The sequence below is a fragment of the Oligella ureolytica DSM 18253 genome (assembly GCF_000373745.1).
GTDB lineage: Bacteria > Pseudomonadota > Gammaproteobacteria > Burkholderiales > Burkholderiaceae_B > Oligella > Oligella ureolytica.
Map to the genome: position 1 here is coordinate 1 of NZ_KB892317.1, position 18,020 is coordinate 18,020.

Sequence of the window (18,020 nt, forward strand, 5' to 3'; positions counted from 1 at the left end):
TAGGTGGAGAGCTCCTTGCTGTGAACCCCAGAAACACCAGCCGGACTTGTCCCTGCTGCGGCTACGTTGCCAAGGAGAATAGGCGTAGCCAAGCGTGCTTCAAGTGTATGGACTGTGATTTTGAGGAAAACGCTGACGTAGTCGGCGCGATCAATGTGTTAAGGGCGGGACACGCCCGGTTAGCTTGTGCAGAGACTTCGCCTGTAGGTAAGGGCGTCGGGCCAAGAACCCACCGAAGCGAGTCAGGCGATGGTCGCCTGAACGCCGTAGGAATCCCCGTTCTTTAAGGCGGGGAGGATGTCAAACTTCAGCTCATCAGAGTATGATGTATATAGGCTTGCCCATTAATTGCCTTAATCCAAGCCTAAAACACACCCTTTTCAAATGTTATATGTGTTTATCTAAACACTTAATACAGAATTAATATCAATGTTATTATGACTAGTTTTATTGAAGCTATAAATAAGCTGACTAAAAGAGTTCTTAACACTTTATCACCCAATAAAAATCATCGCTTATTCTTTTAGTTAGACCATGGAGAGCACTCATGTTCGATTTAGATGTTGTGAGTTTATCGCGTCTGCAGTTTGCGATAACCGTCATGTTTCACTTTATCTTTGTCCCCCTGACCATCGGTCTATCCTTTATGCTGGCGGTCATGGAGACTATCTACGTGATCACGGGGCGGGATATTTGGCGTCGTATGACACTCTTCTGGGGCGTACTCTTTGGGATCAACTTTGCCATCGGCGTAGGTACCGGCATTGTGATGGAATTCCAATTTGGCATGAATTGGTCTTACTACAGCCATTACGTAGGCGATATTTTCGGTGCGCCACTCGCTCTTGAAGGGCTCATGGCCTTCTTCTTAGAAGCCAGTTTTGTCGGTTTATTCTTTTTCGGTTGGAACCGCATGTCCAAACGAGCTCACTTAACCGCAACCTGGTTGGTTGCCATAGGCACCAACTTCTCGGCCTTATGGATTTTAATTGCTAATGGCTGGATGCAATACCCGGTAGCTGCTGTGTTTAACCCTGACACCATGCGTATGGAAATGACTAACTTCTTTTCAGTCATCTTAAATCCGGTCGCACAAGCAAAGTTCTTACATACCGTCATTGCCGGCTATATTACCGGTGCTATTTTTATTATTGCCGTCAGTTCGTGGTACTTATTACGCCGACGCAATATGGACATTGCTAAGCGCTCTATTGCTGTCGCCTCTGCATTTGGTTTCTTAGTCTCTATCGGTGCGGTGACGCTTGGCGACGAAAGTGGTTATTTACTCGGCGAACACCAATCAATGAAAATTGCTGCCCTAGAATCCATGTGGGAAACAGAACCGGCACCGGCTTCATTTAATGTGATTGCTATTCCCAACCAAGAGGAAATGAAAAATGACTTTGCGATTCATATTCCTTGGGTCATGGGGATTATAGGCACTCGTTCATTAGATCAGGTTATGCCGGGTATTAACGAACTGGTTGAGCGCAATCATGGCCGCATCACCCAAGGGATTGATAGCTATGAAGCACTACAACGCTTTAAAAGCGATCCCCATGATCTCGAATCCAGAGCCTATTTTATGGAAAACTGGCGCGACTTAGGTTACGGCTTGTTGCTTAAAAAATATCGTGACGATATTGAAAACGCCACACCGGAAGAAATCCATCAAGCAGCCCTGGATACGGTGCCTAATGTGGCCCCGTTATTCTATGCTTTCCGCATTATGGTTGTGCTTGGTATTTACTTTATTCTCTTCTTTGCACTGACCCTATGGCTTTCTATCAAAGGTCGTATAGCTGATAGCCCTCGTACTTTAAAACTGGCCATGTGGGGTGTGGCGACACCATGGATAGCTATCGAGTGCGGTTGGTTTGTTGCCGAATATGGACGCCAACCATGGGCCATTGATGGAATATTACCCACCCATTATGCTGTTTCACATCTCTCTGTGACCTCTTTACTCATCAGTTTGTCAATTTATATCATTTTGTACACCATTATCTTCATTATCGGCACCAAGGTCATGTTGCATGCCATTAAAAAAGGGCCTGAAGAGCTTGCACCAACTGATGGGCGCTCGTTACTCACGGGAGAACTACCTACTGACAAAGTGACGGTCTAAAAGGGACGAAAAAATTATGCAGAACTCATTAATCTTATTAGACTATGAAACCCTACGCCTCCTATGGTGGGCTCTCATGGGCTTCTTACTAATTGGTTTCGCTATTATGGATGGCTTTGACCTTGGCATTGCTGCACTGTTGCCTGTTATCGGTCGCAGCGATTCTGAGCGCCGCCTTATGATTAATCTTGTCGGTCCGGTCTGGGAGGGTAACCAAGTTTGGCTGATCACCGCCGGGGGAGCTATTTTCGCTGCTTGGCCTATGCTCTACGCCACATCTTTCTCCGGTTTATACCTGGCGATGATGCTCTTATTAGTGGTCTTAATTTTACGTCCTGTCGGCTTTAAATACCGCAGTAAATATGATCACACCCCTTGGCGCAACGCATGGGACGCCGTTCTGACCTCTGCCGGGATCGTTGCACCTATCGTCTTTGGCGTCGCATTTGCCAATGTCATCTTGGGATTGCCCTTTGACGTAGAAAGCAGCTCCATGCGTGCACTCTACCACGGCTCTTTCTGGGAGCTATTCACCCCTTTCGCTTTGTTTTGTGGAGTCCTAAGCTTACTTATGCACATCACACATGGCGCCACTTTACTAGCCTGGCGAGTGGTTGACCCGGTGGCTTCAAGAGCTCGTCGTTTAGGTATTGTCAGCGCCATACTCGTTGCTATTTTATTTGCTCTGGGTGGCTTTTGGGTCGCCGCTCTTGATGGTCATGTCATCACCAGCACTATCGATCCTAATGCGGCATCTAACCCGCTAAATAAAACAGTGGCTCTCATGGAAGGGGCATGGTTAACAAACTTTAGCAAATGGCCTTGGTTATGGATAGGGCCTATTCTAGGCATTGTAGGCGCCTTGGCTACAAGTCTTTTCTTAGCATTGCACCGCCCTATTACTGCGTTTATCACGTCCGCTACCAGTATCGCCGGCATCATTAGTACCGTTGGATTTGCAATCTTTCCTTTTATTTTGCCGTCGTCAGCCAACCCAAGTATTGGCCTAACGGTTTGGGACTCCTCTTCAAGCCAGTTAACCCTCTGGGTTATGCTGATAGCGACAGCCATTCTGATGCCAATTATTATTAGCTATACCTCTTACATCTATCACATTATGCGCGGTAAGGTGTCGGAAGAAGAACTTAACAAAACCACCAACACATATTAATCATAGGAGCTTATTATGTGGTACTTAACTTGGATGCTCGGCACCGCTCTTGCTTGTGGTGTCGCTATCGCCGTTGGGCTCTGGTACGAAATCCACCATCAGCGTTTAGACGCGATTGGTGAAACGACAGAAGGAAATAAAAACACCTAGCCATGTCTAAAACAGAGCACGATCCCGGCGCTACCCTAACAACCCTCCCACGCGAACAGAGCAAATGGCTAGCTGCACTAAGCAAACAAGCAAAGGGATCACTACTCATTGGGATTAGCGCGCCGGTTATTGCCGGTTTACTATTGTTGATACAAGCTTGGTTACTGGCCGGCGTCTTAGACCAAGCGATCGTACAAGGCTTGGGCAAAGAAGCACTATTAGGTGATATCGCATTGATTATTGTCCTTCTTGTGGTCCGTACCCTATTAACTTGGCAAGGAGAACGTGCTGGCATCAGAGCCTCAGAAAAAATAAAATACCTCCTTCGTCAAAGCCTTTTTACAGATATGATTGACCGTGGTCCGATCTGGACCAGACAGCAAGCCTCAGGCTCCCTAGCCAGTATATTGCTGGAACACATTGAGGCCTTTGATGGTTATTTTTCTCAATATATCCCCTCGCTGATCGCCGGCACCTTTTTACCAATTGCCTTTGCTATCGCCATATTTCCTGTGGATTGGGTCGCGGGTTTATTACTTCTAATCACTGCCCCCCTCATCCCTCTCTTCATGGCGCTGGTTGGCTGGGGCGCTGAAGCTGCCAGTAGACGACACTTAGACGCCTTTTCTCGCTTATCCGGTTATTTTGCCGATCGTATCCGTGGCTTATCCACGTTTAAACTCTACGGCCAAGCCGAAACGGAAGCTCAACGAGTGGTTGAGGCCAGCGATGTCCTACGAGATAAAACCATGTCTGTTTTGCGTATCGCCTTTTTATCTTCAGCGACGTTGGAGTTTTTTGCCGCCCTAGGCGTTGCAGGTACGGCTTTATATATTGGCTTAACCTATCTTGATTTTATTAATCTACGTGGTGGCAGTATATTGACTCTGCAAGCCGGCATGTTTTGCTTATTAATGGCACCTGAGGTCTATAACCCGCTACGCCAATTTGCTGCGCACTATCATGATCGCGCCGATGCTCGCGCTGCAGTTGCTGAAATTCATCAGCTCTTCGGTTCCTTGCCGGATAATCTGACTCTTAGCGCAGAAGAGGAAGCGATACAAGCGGAAGTAGTATCTGAGCCTTGCCGTGCTAGCACCTCAACCCCGTTAGTGCTGAGAACGGAACAATTAACTATTAAGGCACCGGGACAAGAGCAACCACTCATTAAGGACCTTTCTTTCACACTAGCACCCGGACGAGTGACTGCGATAATGGGGGATAGCGGCATTGGCAAAACCTCGTTACTCGAAAGCCTAGCAGGCCTACGTCCTAGTGAAGGCCATGTTTATTTAGATGATCGCCCCCTATCTCAGTGGTCATCTACCAAGTTACGTCAGCACTTAACCTTAATTAGCCAACACCCCTATGTACAAAGCGGTACCATTGCCGACAATCTACGCTTAGCAGCACCGCACGCTGATGAGCAAGCATTACAAAACGCTGCTGAACTAGCGGCTATGGGTGATTTTGTAAATGACTTGGCAGACGGACTTAATACTCGCCTAGAAACGCGTGGCTATGGTTTATCCGGTGGTCAACTACAGCGTGTCGCCTTGGCTCGCCTCTTTTTACGTAATCCAAGTGTGATTTTACTAGATGAACCTACCGCCAATTTAGATCCCGACACACGTGACTTAGTGATAAATAACCTGCTTCACTTTGCTCGCAACCGTAGTCTCCTAATCGTGACGCATGATCCTGCTGTCGCACAGAGGGCTGACCACATCTGGCGTTTTGATGCGCAAGCATTAATGCCCATCGATAAATCCTCTCTTTTATCATCGGAGTGCTAAGGTCATGAAATCGATTTGGCGCCTCCTCGCTCCGCTTTATCGCCAACGCTTAGGCAGTTTAGTTTTAGCGCTGGTATTTACGATGATCACCTTAGCCGCCGGCGTTGGACTCTTAGGTGTAGCTGGTTGGTTTCTAACCGGTGCGGCGATTGTTGCCTCTTGGCAAACGTTTAATTTATTTGCCCCCTCCGCTTTGGTACGGGGTCTGTCTTTTATCCGTATTGTCAGCCGCTACATAGAGCGCGTTGTCGGTCACGACGCCACCTTACGTCTTTTAGCTGATTTGCGAGGTACCGTATTTAGGCATTTACTCCCTTTAGATCCCGGGCAATTAGCTAATTATCGAGATGGTGATTTAATTGCTCGCCTAACCGGTGATATAGACGCCTTAGATACGGTGTATTTGTTTGCAATCGCACCTATCCTTACCGCACTGACGGTTGGACTCATTTTATCTATCGTGGTTGGTGCCTGGCTGCCTGCGGCAGGTCTGATTTTAATGCTGTGCCTATTATTAGCCAGCATCATTGTGCCCTTAGTATTAGCCAAAAAAGCACATCAACCCGGACTGGCAGTTCAGAAAAACATCGCGATCATGCGTGAAATGACTGTCCAAACCGTCACGGCACACGCAGATTTAATGGCTTTAGGAGCCGAGAACCAAGCGAGACGCCAATTTGCTGCTCAATGCTTAGAAGTCGCCACTGCCCACCGCAAGCAAAGTCTACTCGCAGCTAACGGCAAAGCGGTCGTCCAACTACTATCCGGCATTTGTTTGCTGGGGGTTTTGTATTGGGGGATTGACGGCTTTGCTAATGGCACGATAAGTGGTCCACTTTGGGCCGGTTTGGTGTTAGCTGTCTTAGGTATTTTTGAAATTTTTGCACCCATTATGCGTGGAGCGTCGCGCCTTGGAAGTGCTGCGGCAGCCGCCAAACGGATTGCCGCACTCACGACCGCCACGCCCAATATCGTCGACGTGATTAAACCACAAGCACTCCCCCTTAGAGGAGAGATTATATTTAACCAGGTACGCTATGCCTATCCAATCGGGGCCAGCAACAAAAAAGGTCATGAGGTGTTAAAGGGCATTAATCTATCTATTCAAGCCGGCGAACGTATCGCTATTATCGGTCGTAGTGGCGCAGGCAAATCCAGTTTATTAAGCTTGCTGTTGCGCTTTGATGATCCCGATCAGGGCGAGATAACATATGCCGGTGTGGATATTCGTCAAGCCCCATTGGAACAACTACATCAACGCATCGCCTTCTTAACCCAAGATGCACCCGTCTTTTTGGGCACAATACGCAGTAACTTATTAATTGCCGCTCCTAATACAAATGACGAGCAGCTTTGGCTGGCACTCGATCGTGCCCGTTTAGGCGATTTTGTACGTAGCCTCGCCCATGGCCTAGATACGTGGACCGGAGAAACCGGTCGCACCTTATCCGCCGGTCAAGCGCGACGCCTATGCTTAGCAAGAGCATTATTATCGCCAAGCCAAGTATTGGTACTTGATGAGCCTACCCGCGGTCTCGACCGTGAGGCGGAACGTGCTTTTATGGCGGATCTGATGACTGCCAGCCAAGGGCGCACTGTTATCATGGTCACTCATGCACAAATAAGTACCGACTACGTTGATCGCATTATTAAGTTAGAAAACGGTCAACTAATTTAATTATAAAACGATACAATCAAAGTTGAGACCTAGCCACATCGTAAGAGGAGAGTCATGATGAGCGAAAATTTAGACCTGAAGAACATCTTTGCCCCGACAGGTGAATTACGAGCTGTTATTAATTTAGGCAATGCCGTTCTTGCCAAAGCCGGCACAAAAAAAGAGGATCCGACAGGTGTCACTGTCGACTTAGCCAAAAAGTTTGCCCTGCAATTAGATGTTCCACTCAAGTTAATTACCGTTTTAAAAGCAGCCGATGCCGTCAATTATGTGGCAACAGCGAAAGCAGATATCGGTTTTTTTGCAGTCGATCCCGAACGCGCAGAGTTAATCTCTTTTACCCAACCCTACGTGACTATTCAAGGCGCCTATTTGGTGCATGAAAACTCGCCCATTCAGTCACTTGATGAAGTAGACCAAAAAGATAATCATATTGTGGTAGGCCATGGTAGCGCTTATGACTTGTACCTCAGTCGAGCGATTAAGCATGCTGAAATTATTCGTGCACCAAGCTCTCAAGAGGTCGTCAATCACTTTTTAGCACATCACTTTGAAGTCGCCGCAGGGGTCAGGCAGCAATTAGAAATGGATGCGGCATTGGTGGGTGGCGTGCGCTTATTACCCGGCCATTTTATGGAAATTCAACAGGCCATGGGAGTCGCTAAAACGCGTGGTAAATTAGCCGGTGAATACCTCAATCAATTTGTTCGTCTCATCAAAGAAAGCGGTGAGGTACATCAAATTCTTGATGATAACCAAGTCAAAGGCGCTGCGGTTGCCGACTAACTAAGCCGGCCTAGGGGATATGTGAGTGGTCCTCGGCATAACTACGCCCCGGATCAATCACACATTCTTTGGCCAATTTTTCTAATTCCGGGCCATGGTACAGATCCAGGCACTTCAACAAAGACAATTCAAGGTGATGGGGAGGGTGAGAAGGCGCTTCCAGCTCCTCATTTTCAAGCGCAGTCTCATCAGTTACAGGCTCATGACGGTATGGTTTAGCTAGATACTCACTGACTAAATGGGTCATTTTATCCTTAGCCTCGTCGTACTCATAGCGGCTCCAGCTGTGCAATGCAGCGGCTGTGTACAAGGTATCATCTTTAACTTCTTCAACGCGATGATAAGCCTGACTGAGACAAAAAGATAAAGCCATATCTTTAAAAGTTTGCTGATAAGAGCGTGCCGGTGAGGAGGTAAAATCCACTAGATCATGGTCAAAATCACGCAACGCTTGAAGATCGGAAAATGCCGGAACAGTCGGTGCTGTCGGTACATTCAGCTCTGCCTCAGCCTCTATGTCATGCTCCGTAACGCTTTGATCCTCTACCTCTCCTACCTCTCCTACTTCTTCAGCCAACGCCAAATAGCCGGGTAGACTCAAGGCAACGGCAATAAAAATCAGGCAGATACTTTTATCTTTTAAACGAGTCAAGCAATTCATTGATACGATCCTTTTTGACACCATAGAAATTAGACCGCTTAGGTGTTGAAAGTTCACTACCTCTTAACGCCGCTATTCAATGACAACCTTAGCTTCGTACTTAGCTAACAGCATTTCAATACTCAGCCCCATCATTCCGGCAAGCATGGTTTCTTCCAAACTAATCGCATTGGTTGCAGTAATTTTTAATTGAATAGCCTGCTTTTTAGCACTCATAAAATCGATCAAACGACCACAGGCTTGTTGATGATTTTGAAGAACAACTGACAACGATCCATCATGTAGGCAATCCATTCTGGCGTCAGCCAAACGGCTCTGCCAAAGTGCCTCTCGCCGCTTATCAGTCTCAGGTGTTGACTCACCAGCTATCATCGACTGTTTAAGTGACTCTTGAAGCTGCTCCATACCGCCTAAATCCTCAATATCCAGAATCACTTGATTTAATTTCACACTTCCTGCATGTGGGATTAAATTAAACACGCCATAATTGGCAAAGCCATCAGGATCATTTAATAGGGCAATAAATGCTTGATAAACCTCAGGACTATCGGTCTTTAGTTGGAGCCCCAGTCTCATAAACTCCGGTAATTCAATGGCTGGATTTAGAAAAGCACGTTGCGACTTCTGATTTAAAGACATCGTCCAAGACACATTGATTGAATCAGGCGCCTCAAGTCGGGCTTCGTCAAAATACCTATTTAGCTGCTTTTGAAAAAACGTACCCTCAACATCAACCAGCTTCTTAACTTGTAAATCTACTTCCATCACATCATCATTTGCTTTGTAGTGATTAATGATTAACTCATCAGCAGACAATAGCAGTGTTGCTGCGTTATCGTACACCTTGACTTGTGCCAACGTAGCAACACCTTTCGGCTTCGCTTCTAAGCTATCCCAGGTCAGATTTTCTTGAAGATTATTGCTCAGTAACCACTGTTCAAACGCTTCTTCAACTTTATTTGAAGTCACATTAGAAATGACAAACCAGCCGCCGATCACCAATATGATCAATAATAAAATAATGACAGGATAGGTTAATTTCGACTTGTTCATAGCTGCCTTTTTGCTTTTAACCAACAGGGATAGGTTACTGACGCTGCTTACGCTGCTGACGACGAAACTCCCACGGTGCTACAGCATGGGGATCAGCCCAAAGCCCACGTTGCTCCTTTTGGGCAAGTCTCTGAGCAACAACATAATTGTCATCAGTAACATAGGCAGTATAAGCCCAAGCCAAGCCATTTCTCACCAGATAAAGGTTCACATTTTGATCCGCGATAAACAGTTCACCTAATACGCGCTGATAGCGGTCAATACCGTCAACCTTCACCGTTACTTCCCGATTGGCTACCAGCGAAGATAAAGCCTCTTTAGCCACCTTAGAATAAGCTTGTTTAGTTTCAGGCGCATCAATTTGTGCCAGTCGAATACGGTGCTGTGTATTATTTTTATCAAGTACACTGACTGTGTCACCATCAATGACTCTCACTACGCGCCCGACAATTTGCTCTGACGTGGCAGTACTTATCGTACCGGGATCTACGCTGTCCAACAGGTTGGTCTTTTGAAGCAGTTGCTGACAGCCTACCAGCACAAGTAATATCACGCCGGCTTGCAAAATTGAACGAAACATTTTCTTTTTCCACTTAGTACATCATAATAAACAGTGTAAGAAAAAAAATGTGGTCCAAGCTTAAAACAACCTTTTTGTGAAAAACAAACCCTCTTAACATTGGAGCGAGAGATTCTTATGACTGAGATAACCAATATCGCTAAGGCCAAACGTTGGAACAAACGCGCCTATACCCTCATTGCACTATATGCAATTTCATTGTTTGTAGGTACTTTCAGCGCACAAAGACTTAATCCTGACTATGCCAATGCCTTTGGTTGGTTTTATATTATTTGGAGCATTATTGCCATACTTGGGACATTGATTTGCGCTGTTCGCAGTCTTAATCTAGTGCCGCATCAAAACCCACATGCTAAATACCTAATCACCGTATCCATTTTTTTAGCAGCAATTGTTGGGTTTATCTTTTATCTACTTAACCATGTGGGTAACGGAGTTTGACTGGGCAAGTCAGGTGAGGAGGTGATTCCTCGCCTGATCCCACGGGTGCGACAAAGTGATTGACACACCTTTTTGGTAGCTAATATTAAACGACCGGTCTGGCACCCATACGAGGCTTCCAACGCGCAATTTCGCCTCGTTGCAATGTGCTTAGAACCAATTCTGTCATTAAATTAATAGTAACATGGCGGGCAAAAAACTGCTCCAAGACAGCACCCAATAGGTAGGGGCTGATACCGGAAAAAGCCAGCTCATCAACTTCAACCTCAATTTTTACCCCGCGCCCGTATAAAATGGGTCCCGGTATCGGCATGCGATGATGCATAGGCTCAATAGACACCTTTCTGATCCCATTGATTTGCTTAGCTATACTGCTATCAGCCACATCAGCATACACACGAAGCAATTCACGCAAAGCCTCTGCCCCCTGCTCCTCATCCAGGTCCATTAAGCTGGAGTAATTAAGATTCAAATGGCTTAATAAACGCCAAGCATAAGCACCTTTTGCTAATGCAGGTCGTGGACGCGATGGCCCTCTAAGTAATGCCATCCTTTGCACTGGAATAAACTCACTAAAACGGAAATCAATCTTATCCCCTGCCCTTAGCAGCAAGGGCAAGTCTCTATTAGTACAGCTTAAGCCCAGTACTAAGCTTTCAATGTTTTGGTCAAAAGGGGGGGCTTTGGGGTCTACAAGGCTGATAAATACCTCACTACCCAAATAAGACGTACGAGCCCCCGAGCGTAGTGCGGTGTCTGACATCTGTCGAAGTTCACGACGTACAGAAAAGTATCCATGCTGCTCATCCGTGTTGTCCCCCAGCGCCCGATACATTTCCTTAAATGACTGGCCACCACGTTGTCCTACGCGTGCGGCCGTCACCTCATCGACACTGTAAACTTCATAATCCATCGGTTTTGAGCGGTCAGGCACGACGTGATACTCATGTAGATTTGGCGTGACGGTAATACGGTTTGCCTTAAAAGGAAATAGATTAATAACAGGCACACTATTACTATTGAGCTGGAAGTTTTCAGCAGACACATTATTTTCTAAGTCATAAAAACTATGATCAAATAAGAAAGTCAGCTCAAATCTTTTAAGTTCCTCATCACTATCAAGACTCTCGGGCAACTTTAAGCCTTTTAATATAGAGACCAAGCGTAGAGAAACAGTTAGACCCTCTAATTGATAATGTGGACGCAAGAAGAACTTAGCTGCGTAATAGCCCGGATTATCAGGAATTTCAGTGACTTGAACTTCAGCCGCTGCGAGTGGTTTACGCGCTTTTGTTTCCTGAGATGAGTTCACCATCGACAGCACTTACTCTACATCAATGCTAAGACCAAACTCTTTAGCATAAATCTCAGGCCCTGCACCCATCATCGTCATCATCAAGATCTCATCAAAGGAAAATGGCTTAACGGTAGATGCCTTTACTTTAACTGCCTGACTGCTTCCTAACAAAAAGTCCATGACTTTATTGCACGCAGCCTCCTGATCACTAAGTACGGCTGACAATTCAGACTCATTGATACATGTCGCTCTTGCTTCCGCGATCTCTCTCTCAAACTCTGTGTTGAGTTGTTCAGGTGAGAGATTATCAATATCATCAGAAAACTCTGATGCCATCATCTCATAGCGAAGCTTTTCAACACCACCTTTTTCAACAACGCCAATAGTGATACCATGCACTTTGACCTTACTCACCAACGCCATCAACGCCGCTAAGTCTTGCTCACTAATCTCTCCGCTATCGAAAGAGCTATTAGACATTTTTGAGATTTCTCTGATTGTTTCGGGACTATCCGCATTAAGCTCAGTTTCCACGCTAAATAAGTTTGGTAGCAGAACATCACCTCGCATATAGGATGTTTGCTGTGTGTTATCTAGTTTAATTTCCCAATCAAGGTCAATCGCGTTAGACGGTGGTACATCCAGTTTTTCGTACAATAAATTTAAGTCTTCCTGAAAAGCAATCCCTTGAACATCTATCAGCCCCTTAATCTCGGCCTTGGTCTCTAGGACATTTTCATCTTGCTTAAAGTGCGTTAAATTAAACTCCTCGGCAGTTAAAAACAACTCGCCCTTCTCATCCAAAAACGTCACCTTTTTTAAATTAGCGCTACCTGTTGGGCTCGCTTCGAGCGACTCCCATTTGACTCTATCTTGCAGGTTATTCTCAACTAAATACTGCTGTAAATACTCTTCTGCTTTTTTATTGACTGTATTTGAAAGAAAATACCAAGCAGCGATTGCGATGACGGCAATCACGAGAATAATGAACGGATTCCTAAATTTTGACTTAGCCATGCGGGTTCCCCTGTCTTTATGGAAGTTATTTAAACCAATCATATACTACACGACTAACATGTTTTTTTGAATAAAAATTGATATTGATTCTTATTTATAATCTTCATAAAACGTGATACAAGAAGTGATGCACTAAAATCAGCGCATCACCTGTAAGCTATGCCGGACGCTTTAAGCCTAAATGCTCTCGCAGTGTATTGCCGGTATATTCCCGGCGAAAGATGCCGCGCTTTTGCAATATCGGAATCACCTGCTCAGCAAAATCATCAAAACTGTCAGGTAAGGCCGACGGCATTAGGTTAAAACCATCAGCGCCTTCATTACAAAACCAATGCTCCATTTTGTCAGCAATCGCTTCCGGCGTGCCCACCATTGTGCAATGTCCACCCCCAGCAGCTAAACGCCCTAAAAGCTGACGCAAGGTTGGTTGTTCGGCTTCAATAATTCGTAAAATCGTACCGTATCGCCCTTTAGGCCCCGCAAACTCCTCTAATGGGGGTAAAACAGGTACCGGTGCGTCTAATTCCCAGTCCAAGCAATCCTGATTGATAAATAAACTTAACTGCCTAAGCGATGCTTCAGACGGTAAGAGCTCATCTAATTCGCGTTGCTTACGCAACGCCTCTTCGTGCGTAGAGGCAACATAGGTAACTAAACCCGGCATAATCGGCACATCGACTCCACGACCAGTCGCACGGACTCGCTACTTAACATCACGATAATAGGCCTGCGCTGCCGATAAATCATAGGCAACCGCATAAATGGCCTCCGCATATTTTGCCGCGGTGTCTCGCCCTTGCTCACTGGAACCCGCTTGAAACAAAACGGGGTAACCCTGAGGAGAACGAGGAATCGTCAGTGGACCATCGACTAAAAAATGCTCGCCATGATGATTAATTGCATTGACCTCGGCAGACTCTGCATACTTACCTGCACGATCTAAGACCAATGCCCTGTCAGACCAACTATCCCACAACTTTTGTGCTGCTTCAATAAACTCCGCTGCCCGCTGATAACGCCATCCGTGGTCAGGCATGGATTCATAGCCGTGGTTACGCGCTTCCATGTCATACATCGACGTGACCACGTTCCAAGCAATGCGCCCACCTGAGATATGATCTAAGGACGACAGCATACGAGCCGTATTAAACGGTGTTTGAAAGGTGCTGGAAACGGTTGTGATCAAGCCGATCTTCTCTGTCGCGCGTGCTAATGCAGACAATAGGGTAATTGGCTCTAAAAACCACTTTGGACCATCTTCCACACTACCCGTATATTGCCCATCAGCAAAAAACACCGCATCTAATTTGGCGCGTTCCGCCGACTGCGCCAAGCGTTCAAAATAACCGGCATCTCCTAAACGTTCGACAGGCGAATTAGGATGACGCCATGCAGCCGCATGATGACCGCAGCCATAGATAAATAAATTTAAATGAAGTTGTCTCATGGTGTATTTTTATCATTCATTAGCCGTTGACCAATCCACCATCAACGATGAGATTTTGACCGGTTACTGCACGCGCCCATGGCGAAGCAAAAAATAAAGCGGTATCTGCAAATTCGGCAGGATCCGTCACTTTACGTAGTGGGGTATTGGCCGCAATATAATCAAATACCTCATTAGGGGTTGCTGCAGAAGCATCTGTCGTCCGTAATAAACCGCCGGAAATCATATTGACAGTAATCCCTTTAGGCCCCAAATCTTGCGCCATCGTGCGAGTTAGCGAAAGTAATGCCGCCTTTGCCGCAGTGTAATCATGATAAGGCACCACCGGGTTTTGAAATAAATTCGTACCGATATTGATGATACGCCCAAAGCCTTGGGTCTCCATGCCTGCCAACGTCGCTTGTATGGTGTGGAGGGCACCACGCAAAATACCTTGCATTTGCTGATCGATCGTGGCCCAGGTCAAAGCATCAGCGTGCGGACGCGCATCACCATTAAATTGAAAGCTCGGCAAAGCATTGTTGATAACGGTCGTGATCGCTTGACCAAAGTGCTCTGTAGCCTGCGCAACCATGTCCTGCACGCCAGCCTGGTCTGTCACATCAGCCTGAATGGCAATCGCTCTATCGGGTGCTGTAGCGACTAATTGCTGAGCCGCTTCCTGACTGCGATGGTAATTAATAACGACGCGTGAGCCCTGCTCTAAAAACGCTCGTGTTAGAGCGCCTCCTAGACCCCTAGCGCCCCCTGTAATCAACACGACCTGTTGAGTAAAATCGAAAGGGACTGACTGTGTCACTTCTGCCTCCAAAATAAATACGGCAAAGGACAATGTGCAGACAATCCGACAGACATCCCTTCGCCAGTGTGAACTGAATCAGGTTCAACGGGTTTAATCTCAGCTCTAGCCTTCTAGAACACCCCGTGCCAATAAAAACAATAACATATTATTTGACAATGTATAGATTTTTATCTTATCATGTGCCCTGTTCTAGGGGTGCCGACGTTGGCTGAGAGGTTTTATTTAAACTGACCCTTCGAACCTGATCCGGATAATGCCGGCGCAGGGAATGGACATTATTCTGCTAAGCATTATGCCGTCTTTATTGTTGGCCCTACCTAATATCCGGTACGGCCATTTAGCGTATTTTTAAGACAGGAGACGCTGTGCTTAGTTACGAACATGCCTTACTCTGGTTACTCGGATTTTCTATCGTCTTTGCGCTGTTCGGCGTACTTTACTCCCGACATCGTCAAGAAAGTCTCGAAGAGTATATTGTCGCTCGCCATAGCCAACGCTCAACGGCTACCGTTATCTCACTGCTCGCTACCTCATTAGGCGCTTGGATTTTATTCTCTCCTGCACAAGCCGCCACTTGGGGAGGATTGGGCGCTGTGATCGGCTACGCTATCGGCTCTATGTCACCACGACTGGCTATGATCCCACTAGGCAATCGCATGCGCGAACTTATCCCGGAGGGACATACCCTAACCGAATACATCATTCATCGCTATGGCAAGCCTATGTATGCGCTAGCCCTCATCATAATGATGTTTTATCTGTTTATCTCACTCACCGCAGAAATCACTGCCATGTCTAAGCTCATCGCCTTAATTGCACCTATTCCCTTAGGGATAACGGCTGCGATTGTGCTGAGCTGCACTCTACTTTACACATCTTATGGTGGTTTGCGGGCCACGATATTTACTGACAAAGTACAGATGTTGGTGATACTGCCATTATTATTTCTGCTGACCGCTTTTGTGTGGATTGCGGTTGATGGCATACATCCTACGGTTGAACGCTTACAAGCGACGGCACCACAATTACTTGATTTAAGTAATGCCATCGGTATCAAAGCCGGGCTCACTTTTTTTGTCGCTATTTTGCTGACCGGCCTATTTCATCAGGGTAATTGGCAACGTATTTATGCCGCACACAGCAGCAAAGCAATGCGTCGAGGCTTTTTAATCAGCTCTTTACTGACCATGCCGTTTATTTTTGTGATGGGTCTATTTGGGCTTGCCTTTGTTGCTTGGCACCCTAATGGTGACAGCTCCATTGCCTTGTTCACCGTGGTCATGCCGGTCTTGCCATTGTGGTTTGTCGTATTGCTCATTCCCTTAGGTTTGGCACTAGTCATGAGCAGCGCCGATACGGCTATTAGCGCCATCAGCAGTCTCATTGCGGTCGATGCTAAGCGTTTATTTCCACAACTCACTAATCAGCAATTAATACGCCTGTCACGTTATTTTGTCGTGTTATTAGCAATACCGGTTTGGTATGTCTCTGCCAAAGGGTTGAGTGTATTGTATTTATTCTTACTGGCTGATTTACTGTGTTCAGCCATGGCTTTTCCGGTGTTTTACGGTTTATACAGCCGCCGTATTACCGGCACACAGGCGACATTGAGTACGATCGCCGGCCTAATCATGGGGTTATTTTTATTCCCGACGCCTGATGGTCCAATGGATTCTTTGTTGGCATCATTTTTAGTCGCGGCACTCATTCCTGCTTTTCTTTGTTTGTTGTTAGAACGCTTTACGCATAAAACGCGGGCATTTGATTTTGCCCGCTTTGATGTTATTCAATCGATTGATCGACGTTAGGTGAGCTGGAATCAGGTGACGGAAGGGTATTCACCATAACCCTCCGTCAAGACCGAGTTATTTTTTTGTCTTATAAGCCTCAATCGCTTTTTGTAAGGTTTCTTTAGCTTCAGCGGCATTACCATAGCCATTTAATTCAACTTTTTTATTAGGATCGGGTAATTGCTCGTAAAAAAGGATAGCCGTTAACAACAGCTATCCTTGAATAAAATCAGTTCAGTGACTTTTACAGAACCTTAACGCGAATTCCTTTTAAACTATCAACTGCACCGACCATGATGTCACCGGAACTGACCGCACCGACACCCTCAGGCGTACCGGTGTAAATCAAATCACCGGCGCGAAGCTCAACAAACTCGGATAAACGAGAGATAACCTCAGCATTAGACCAAATCAACTCTCTAACATCCGCTTTTTGAACCGTCTCACCGTTAACCTGCAGCTCGATCGTGCCACTATTAATAACACCTACCTCAGACTTAGGACTAATCTCGCCCACCACAGCAGCTTGGTCAAAGGCTTTACTCATTTCCCATGGACGTCCGCCATTTTTCGCCTCTTGTTGGAGATCTCGTCGAGTCATATCCAAACCTACCGCAAAGCCGTAAATATAGTCTTCCGCTTCACTGACCGAGATGTTTTTACCATTTTTACCAATCGCTATCACTAACTCTAATTCATAATTCAGGTTATTTGTTTGGCTCGGGTACTCAATGGTTGCCTCAACGCCCTCAGTGGCAATCACCACCGACTGCTGGTCATTGGCTTTAGTAAAGAAAAACGGCGGTTCTTTTTTGGGGTCAGAACCCATTTCTATCGCATGGCTGGCGTAATTGCGACCCACGCAATAAATTCTGCGCACGGGGAATTTAGCCTCTTCACCCACTACCGGCACTGCAACAACATCAGCCACTTCTACGACATAGGACATGGTGTCTCCTTTCTTGGAAATAATTGTTAAAAACGAGTGCCTTATAGTGTATACCTACTCGATAATTTATTCTTGACATCCTCCCCGCCCTAAAGAACGGGGATTCCTACGGCGTTCAGGCGACCATCGCCTGACTCGCTTCGGTGGGTTCTTGGCCCGACGCCCTTACCTACAGGCGAAGTCTCTGCACAAGCTAACCGGGCGTGTCCCGCCCTTAACACATTGATCGCGCCGACTACGTCAGCGTTTTCCTCAAAATCACAGTCCATACACT

19 protein-coding genes, 1 pseudogene and 2 riboswitches are annotated in these 18,020 nt (G+C 46.3%); of the genes and pseudogenes, 9 read left to right on the top strand and 11 right to left on the bottom strand.

Features of this window, described 5'->3' with window-relative positions:
- The 7 genes from B092_RS0109480 to B092_RS0109510 form a co-directional block, all read left to right on the top strand.
- The coding region (locus B092_RS0109480) for a zinc ribbon domain-containing protein (RefSeq protein WP_018575005.1) at positions 1-287 on the top strand (287 nt) is incomplete at its 5' end.
- Positions 288-547: 260 nt separating this feature from the next.
- A complete protein-coding gene (locus B092_RS0109485; protein WP_018575006.1) occupies positions 548-2,128 on the top strand; it encodes a cytochrome ubiquinol oxidase subunit I in 1,581 nt (526 codons plus the stop codon).
- Positions 2,129-2,144: 16 nt separating this feature from the next.
- On the top strand, positions 2,145-3,299 hold the full coding sequence (gene cydB / locus B092_RS0109490) for a cytochrome d ubiquinol oxidase subunit II (protein ID WP_018575007.1): 1,155 nt from the start codon (positions 2,145-2,147) through the stop codon (positions 3,297-3,299).
- 15 nt (positions 3,300-3,314) lie between these two features.
- A complete protein-coding gene (gene cydX, locus B092_RS15155; RefSeq protein WP_018575008.1) occupies positions 3,315-3,449 on the top strand; it encodes a cytochrome bd-I oxidase subunit CydX in 135 nt (44 codons plus the stop codon).
- Positions 3,450-3,451: 2 nt separating this feature from the next.
- Positions 3,452-5,245 (top strand): thiol reductant ABC exporter subunit CydD, encoded by a 1,794-nt coding sequence (gene cydD, locus B092_RS0109500; RefSeq protein ID WP_018575009.1) that lies wholly within the window; start codon positions 3,452-3,454, stop codon positions 5,243-5,245.
- Positions 5,246-5,249: 4 nt separating this feature from the next.
- The gene (gene cydC / locus B092_RS0109505) at positions 5,250-6,923 is read left to right on the top strand and encodes a thiol reductant ABC exporter subunit CydC (RefSeq protein WP_018575010.1); all 1,674 of its coding nucleotides are present in this window, start codon (positions 5,250-5,252) and stop codon (positions 6,921-6,923) included.
- A gap of 57 nt (positions 6,924-6,980) precedes the next feature.
- Positions 6,981-7,709: a transporter substrate-binding domain-containing protein gene (locus B092_RS0109510; protein WP_018575011.1), complete on the top strand. Its 729-nt coding sequence runs from the start codon at positions 6,981-6,983 to the stop codon at positions 7,707-7,709.
- Positions 7,710-7,719: 10 nt separating this feature from the next.
- Here the strand turns inward: B092_RS0109510 and B092_RS0109515 are convergent, their stop codons facing one another.
- The 3 genes from B092_RS0109515 to B092_RS0109525 form a co-directional block, all read right to left on the bottom strand.
- Positions 7,720-8,370, bottom strand: a complete 651-nt coding sequence (locus B092_RS0109515; protein WP_018575012.1) for a T6SS amidase immunity protein Tai4 family protein — start codon at positions 8,368-8,370, stop codon at positions 7,720-7,722.
- 72 nt (positions 8,371-8,442) lie between these two features.
- The gene (locus B092_RS0109520; RefSeq protein WP_018575013.1) at positions 8,443-9,423 is read right to left on the bottom strand and encodes a hypothetical protein; all 981 of its coding nucleotides are present in this window, start codon (positions 9,421-9,423) and stop codon (positions 8,443-8,445) included.
- Between the two features lie 34 nt (positions 9,424-9,457).
- Positions 9,458-10,003: a thermonuclease family protein gene (locus B092_RS0109525; protein ID WP_018575014.1), complete on the bottom strand. Its 546-nt coding sequence runs from the start codon at positions 10,001-10,003 to the stop codon at positions 9,458-9,460.
- Between the two features lie 117 nt (positions 10,004-10,120).
- Between B092_RS0109525 and B092_RS0109530 the strand changes: the two genes are divergently transcribed.
- Positions 10,121-10,444: a hypothetical protein gene (locus tag B092_RS0109530; protein ID WP_018575015.1), complete on the top strand. Its 324-nt coding sequence runs from the start codon at positions 10,121-10,123 to the stop codon at positions 10,442-10,444.
- 85 nt (positions 10,445-10,529) lie between these two features.
- Here B092_RS0109530 and tssF read toward each other — a convergent pair whose 3' ends face one another.
- The 5 genes from tssF to B092_RS0109550 all read right to left on the bottom strand — a co-directional run bounded on the left by tssF (position 10,530) and on the right by B092_RS0109550 (position 15,004).
- Positions 10,530-11,759: a type VI secretion system baseplate subunit TssF gene (tssF, locus tag B092_RS14130; RefSeq protein WP_018575016.1), complete on the bottom strand. Its 1,230-nt coding sequence runs from the start codon at positions 11,757-11,759 to the stop codon at positions 10,530-10,532.
- Positions 11,760-11,768: 9 nt separating this feature from the next.
- A complete protein-coding gene (locus tag B092_RS0109540) occupies positions 11,769-12,758 on the bottom strand; it encodes a hypothetical protein (RefSeq protein ID WP_018575017.1) in 990 nt (329 codons plus the stop codon).
- A gap of 157 nt (positions 12,759-12,915) precedes the next feature.
- Complete coding sequence (locus B092_RS15900; RefSeq protein ID WP_232244128.1) at positions 12,916-13,422, bottom strand: LLM class oxidoreductase; 507 nt, start codon at positions 13,420-13,422, stop codon at positions 12,916-12,918.
- A gap of 39 nt (positions 13,423-13,461) precedes the next feature.
- Complete coding sequence (locus tag B092_RS15905; RefSeq protein WP_018575019.1) at positions 13,462-14,205, bottom strand: NtaA/DmoA family FMN-dependent monooxygenase; 744 nt, start codon at positions 14,203-14,205, stop codon at positions 13,462-13,464.
- Positions 14,206-14,224: 19 nt separating this feature from the next.
- Positions 14,225-15,004 (bottom strand): 3-oxoacyl-ACP reductase, encoded by a 780-nt coding sequence (locus B092_RS0109550; protein ID WP_026253709.1) that lies wholly within the window; start codon positions 15,002-15,004, stop codon positions 14,225-14,227.
- Positions 15,005-15,042: 38 nt separating this feature from the next.
- Positions 15,043-15,140, bottom strand: a riboswitch (TPP riboswitch).
- A gap of 48 nt (positions 15,141-15,188) precedes the next feature.
- Positions 15,189-15,293, top strand: a riboswitch (TPP riboswitch).
- 79 nt (positions 15,294-15,372) lie between these two features.
- On the opposite strand from B092_RS0109550, the gene B092_RS0109555 reads away from it, so the two are divergent.
- The gene (locus B092_RS0109555) at positions 15,373-16,815 is read left to right on the top strand and encodes a sodium:solute symporter family transporter (RefSeq protein ID WP_018575021.1); all 1,443 of its coding nucleotides are present in this window, start codon (positions 15,373-15,375) and stop codon (positions 16,813-16,815) included.
- 57 nt (positions 16,816-16,872) lie between these two features.
- On the opposite strand, the gene B092_RS16050 is transcribed toward B092_RS0109555, so the two are convergent.
- From B092_RS16050 to B092_RS0109570, 3 genes and pseudogenes are all read right to left on the bottom strand, one after another.
- Positions 16,873-17,007, bottom strand: a complete 135-nt coding sequence (locus tag B092_RS16050) for a hypothetical protein (RefSeq protein ID WP_018575022.1) — start codon at positions 17,005-17,007, stop codon at positions 16,873-16,875.
- 34 nt (positions 17,008-17,041) lie between these two features.
- Positions 17,042-17,746 (bottom strand): fumarylacetoacetate hydrolase family protein, encoded by a 705-nt coding sequence (locus tag B092_RS0109565; RefSeq protein ID WP_018575023.1) that lies wholly within the window; start codon positions 17,744-17,746, stop codon positions 17,042-17,044.
- Between the two features lie 89 nt (positions 17,747-17,835).
- Positions 17,836-18,020: pseudogene (locus B092_RS0109570) on the bottom strand (RNA-guided endonuclease InsQ/TnpB family protein); the annotation flags it as partial.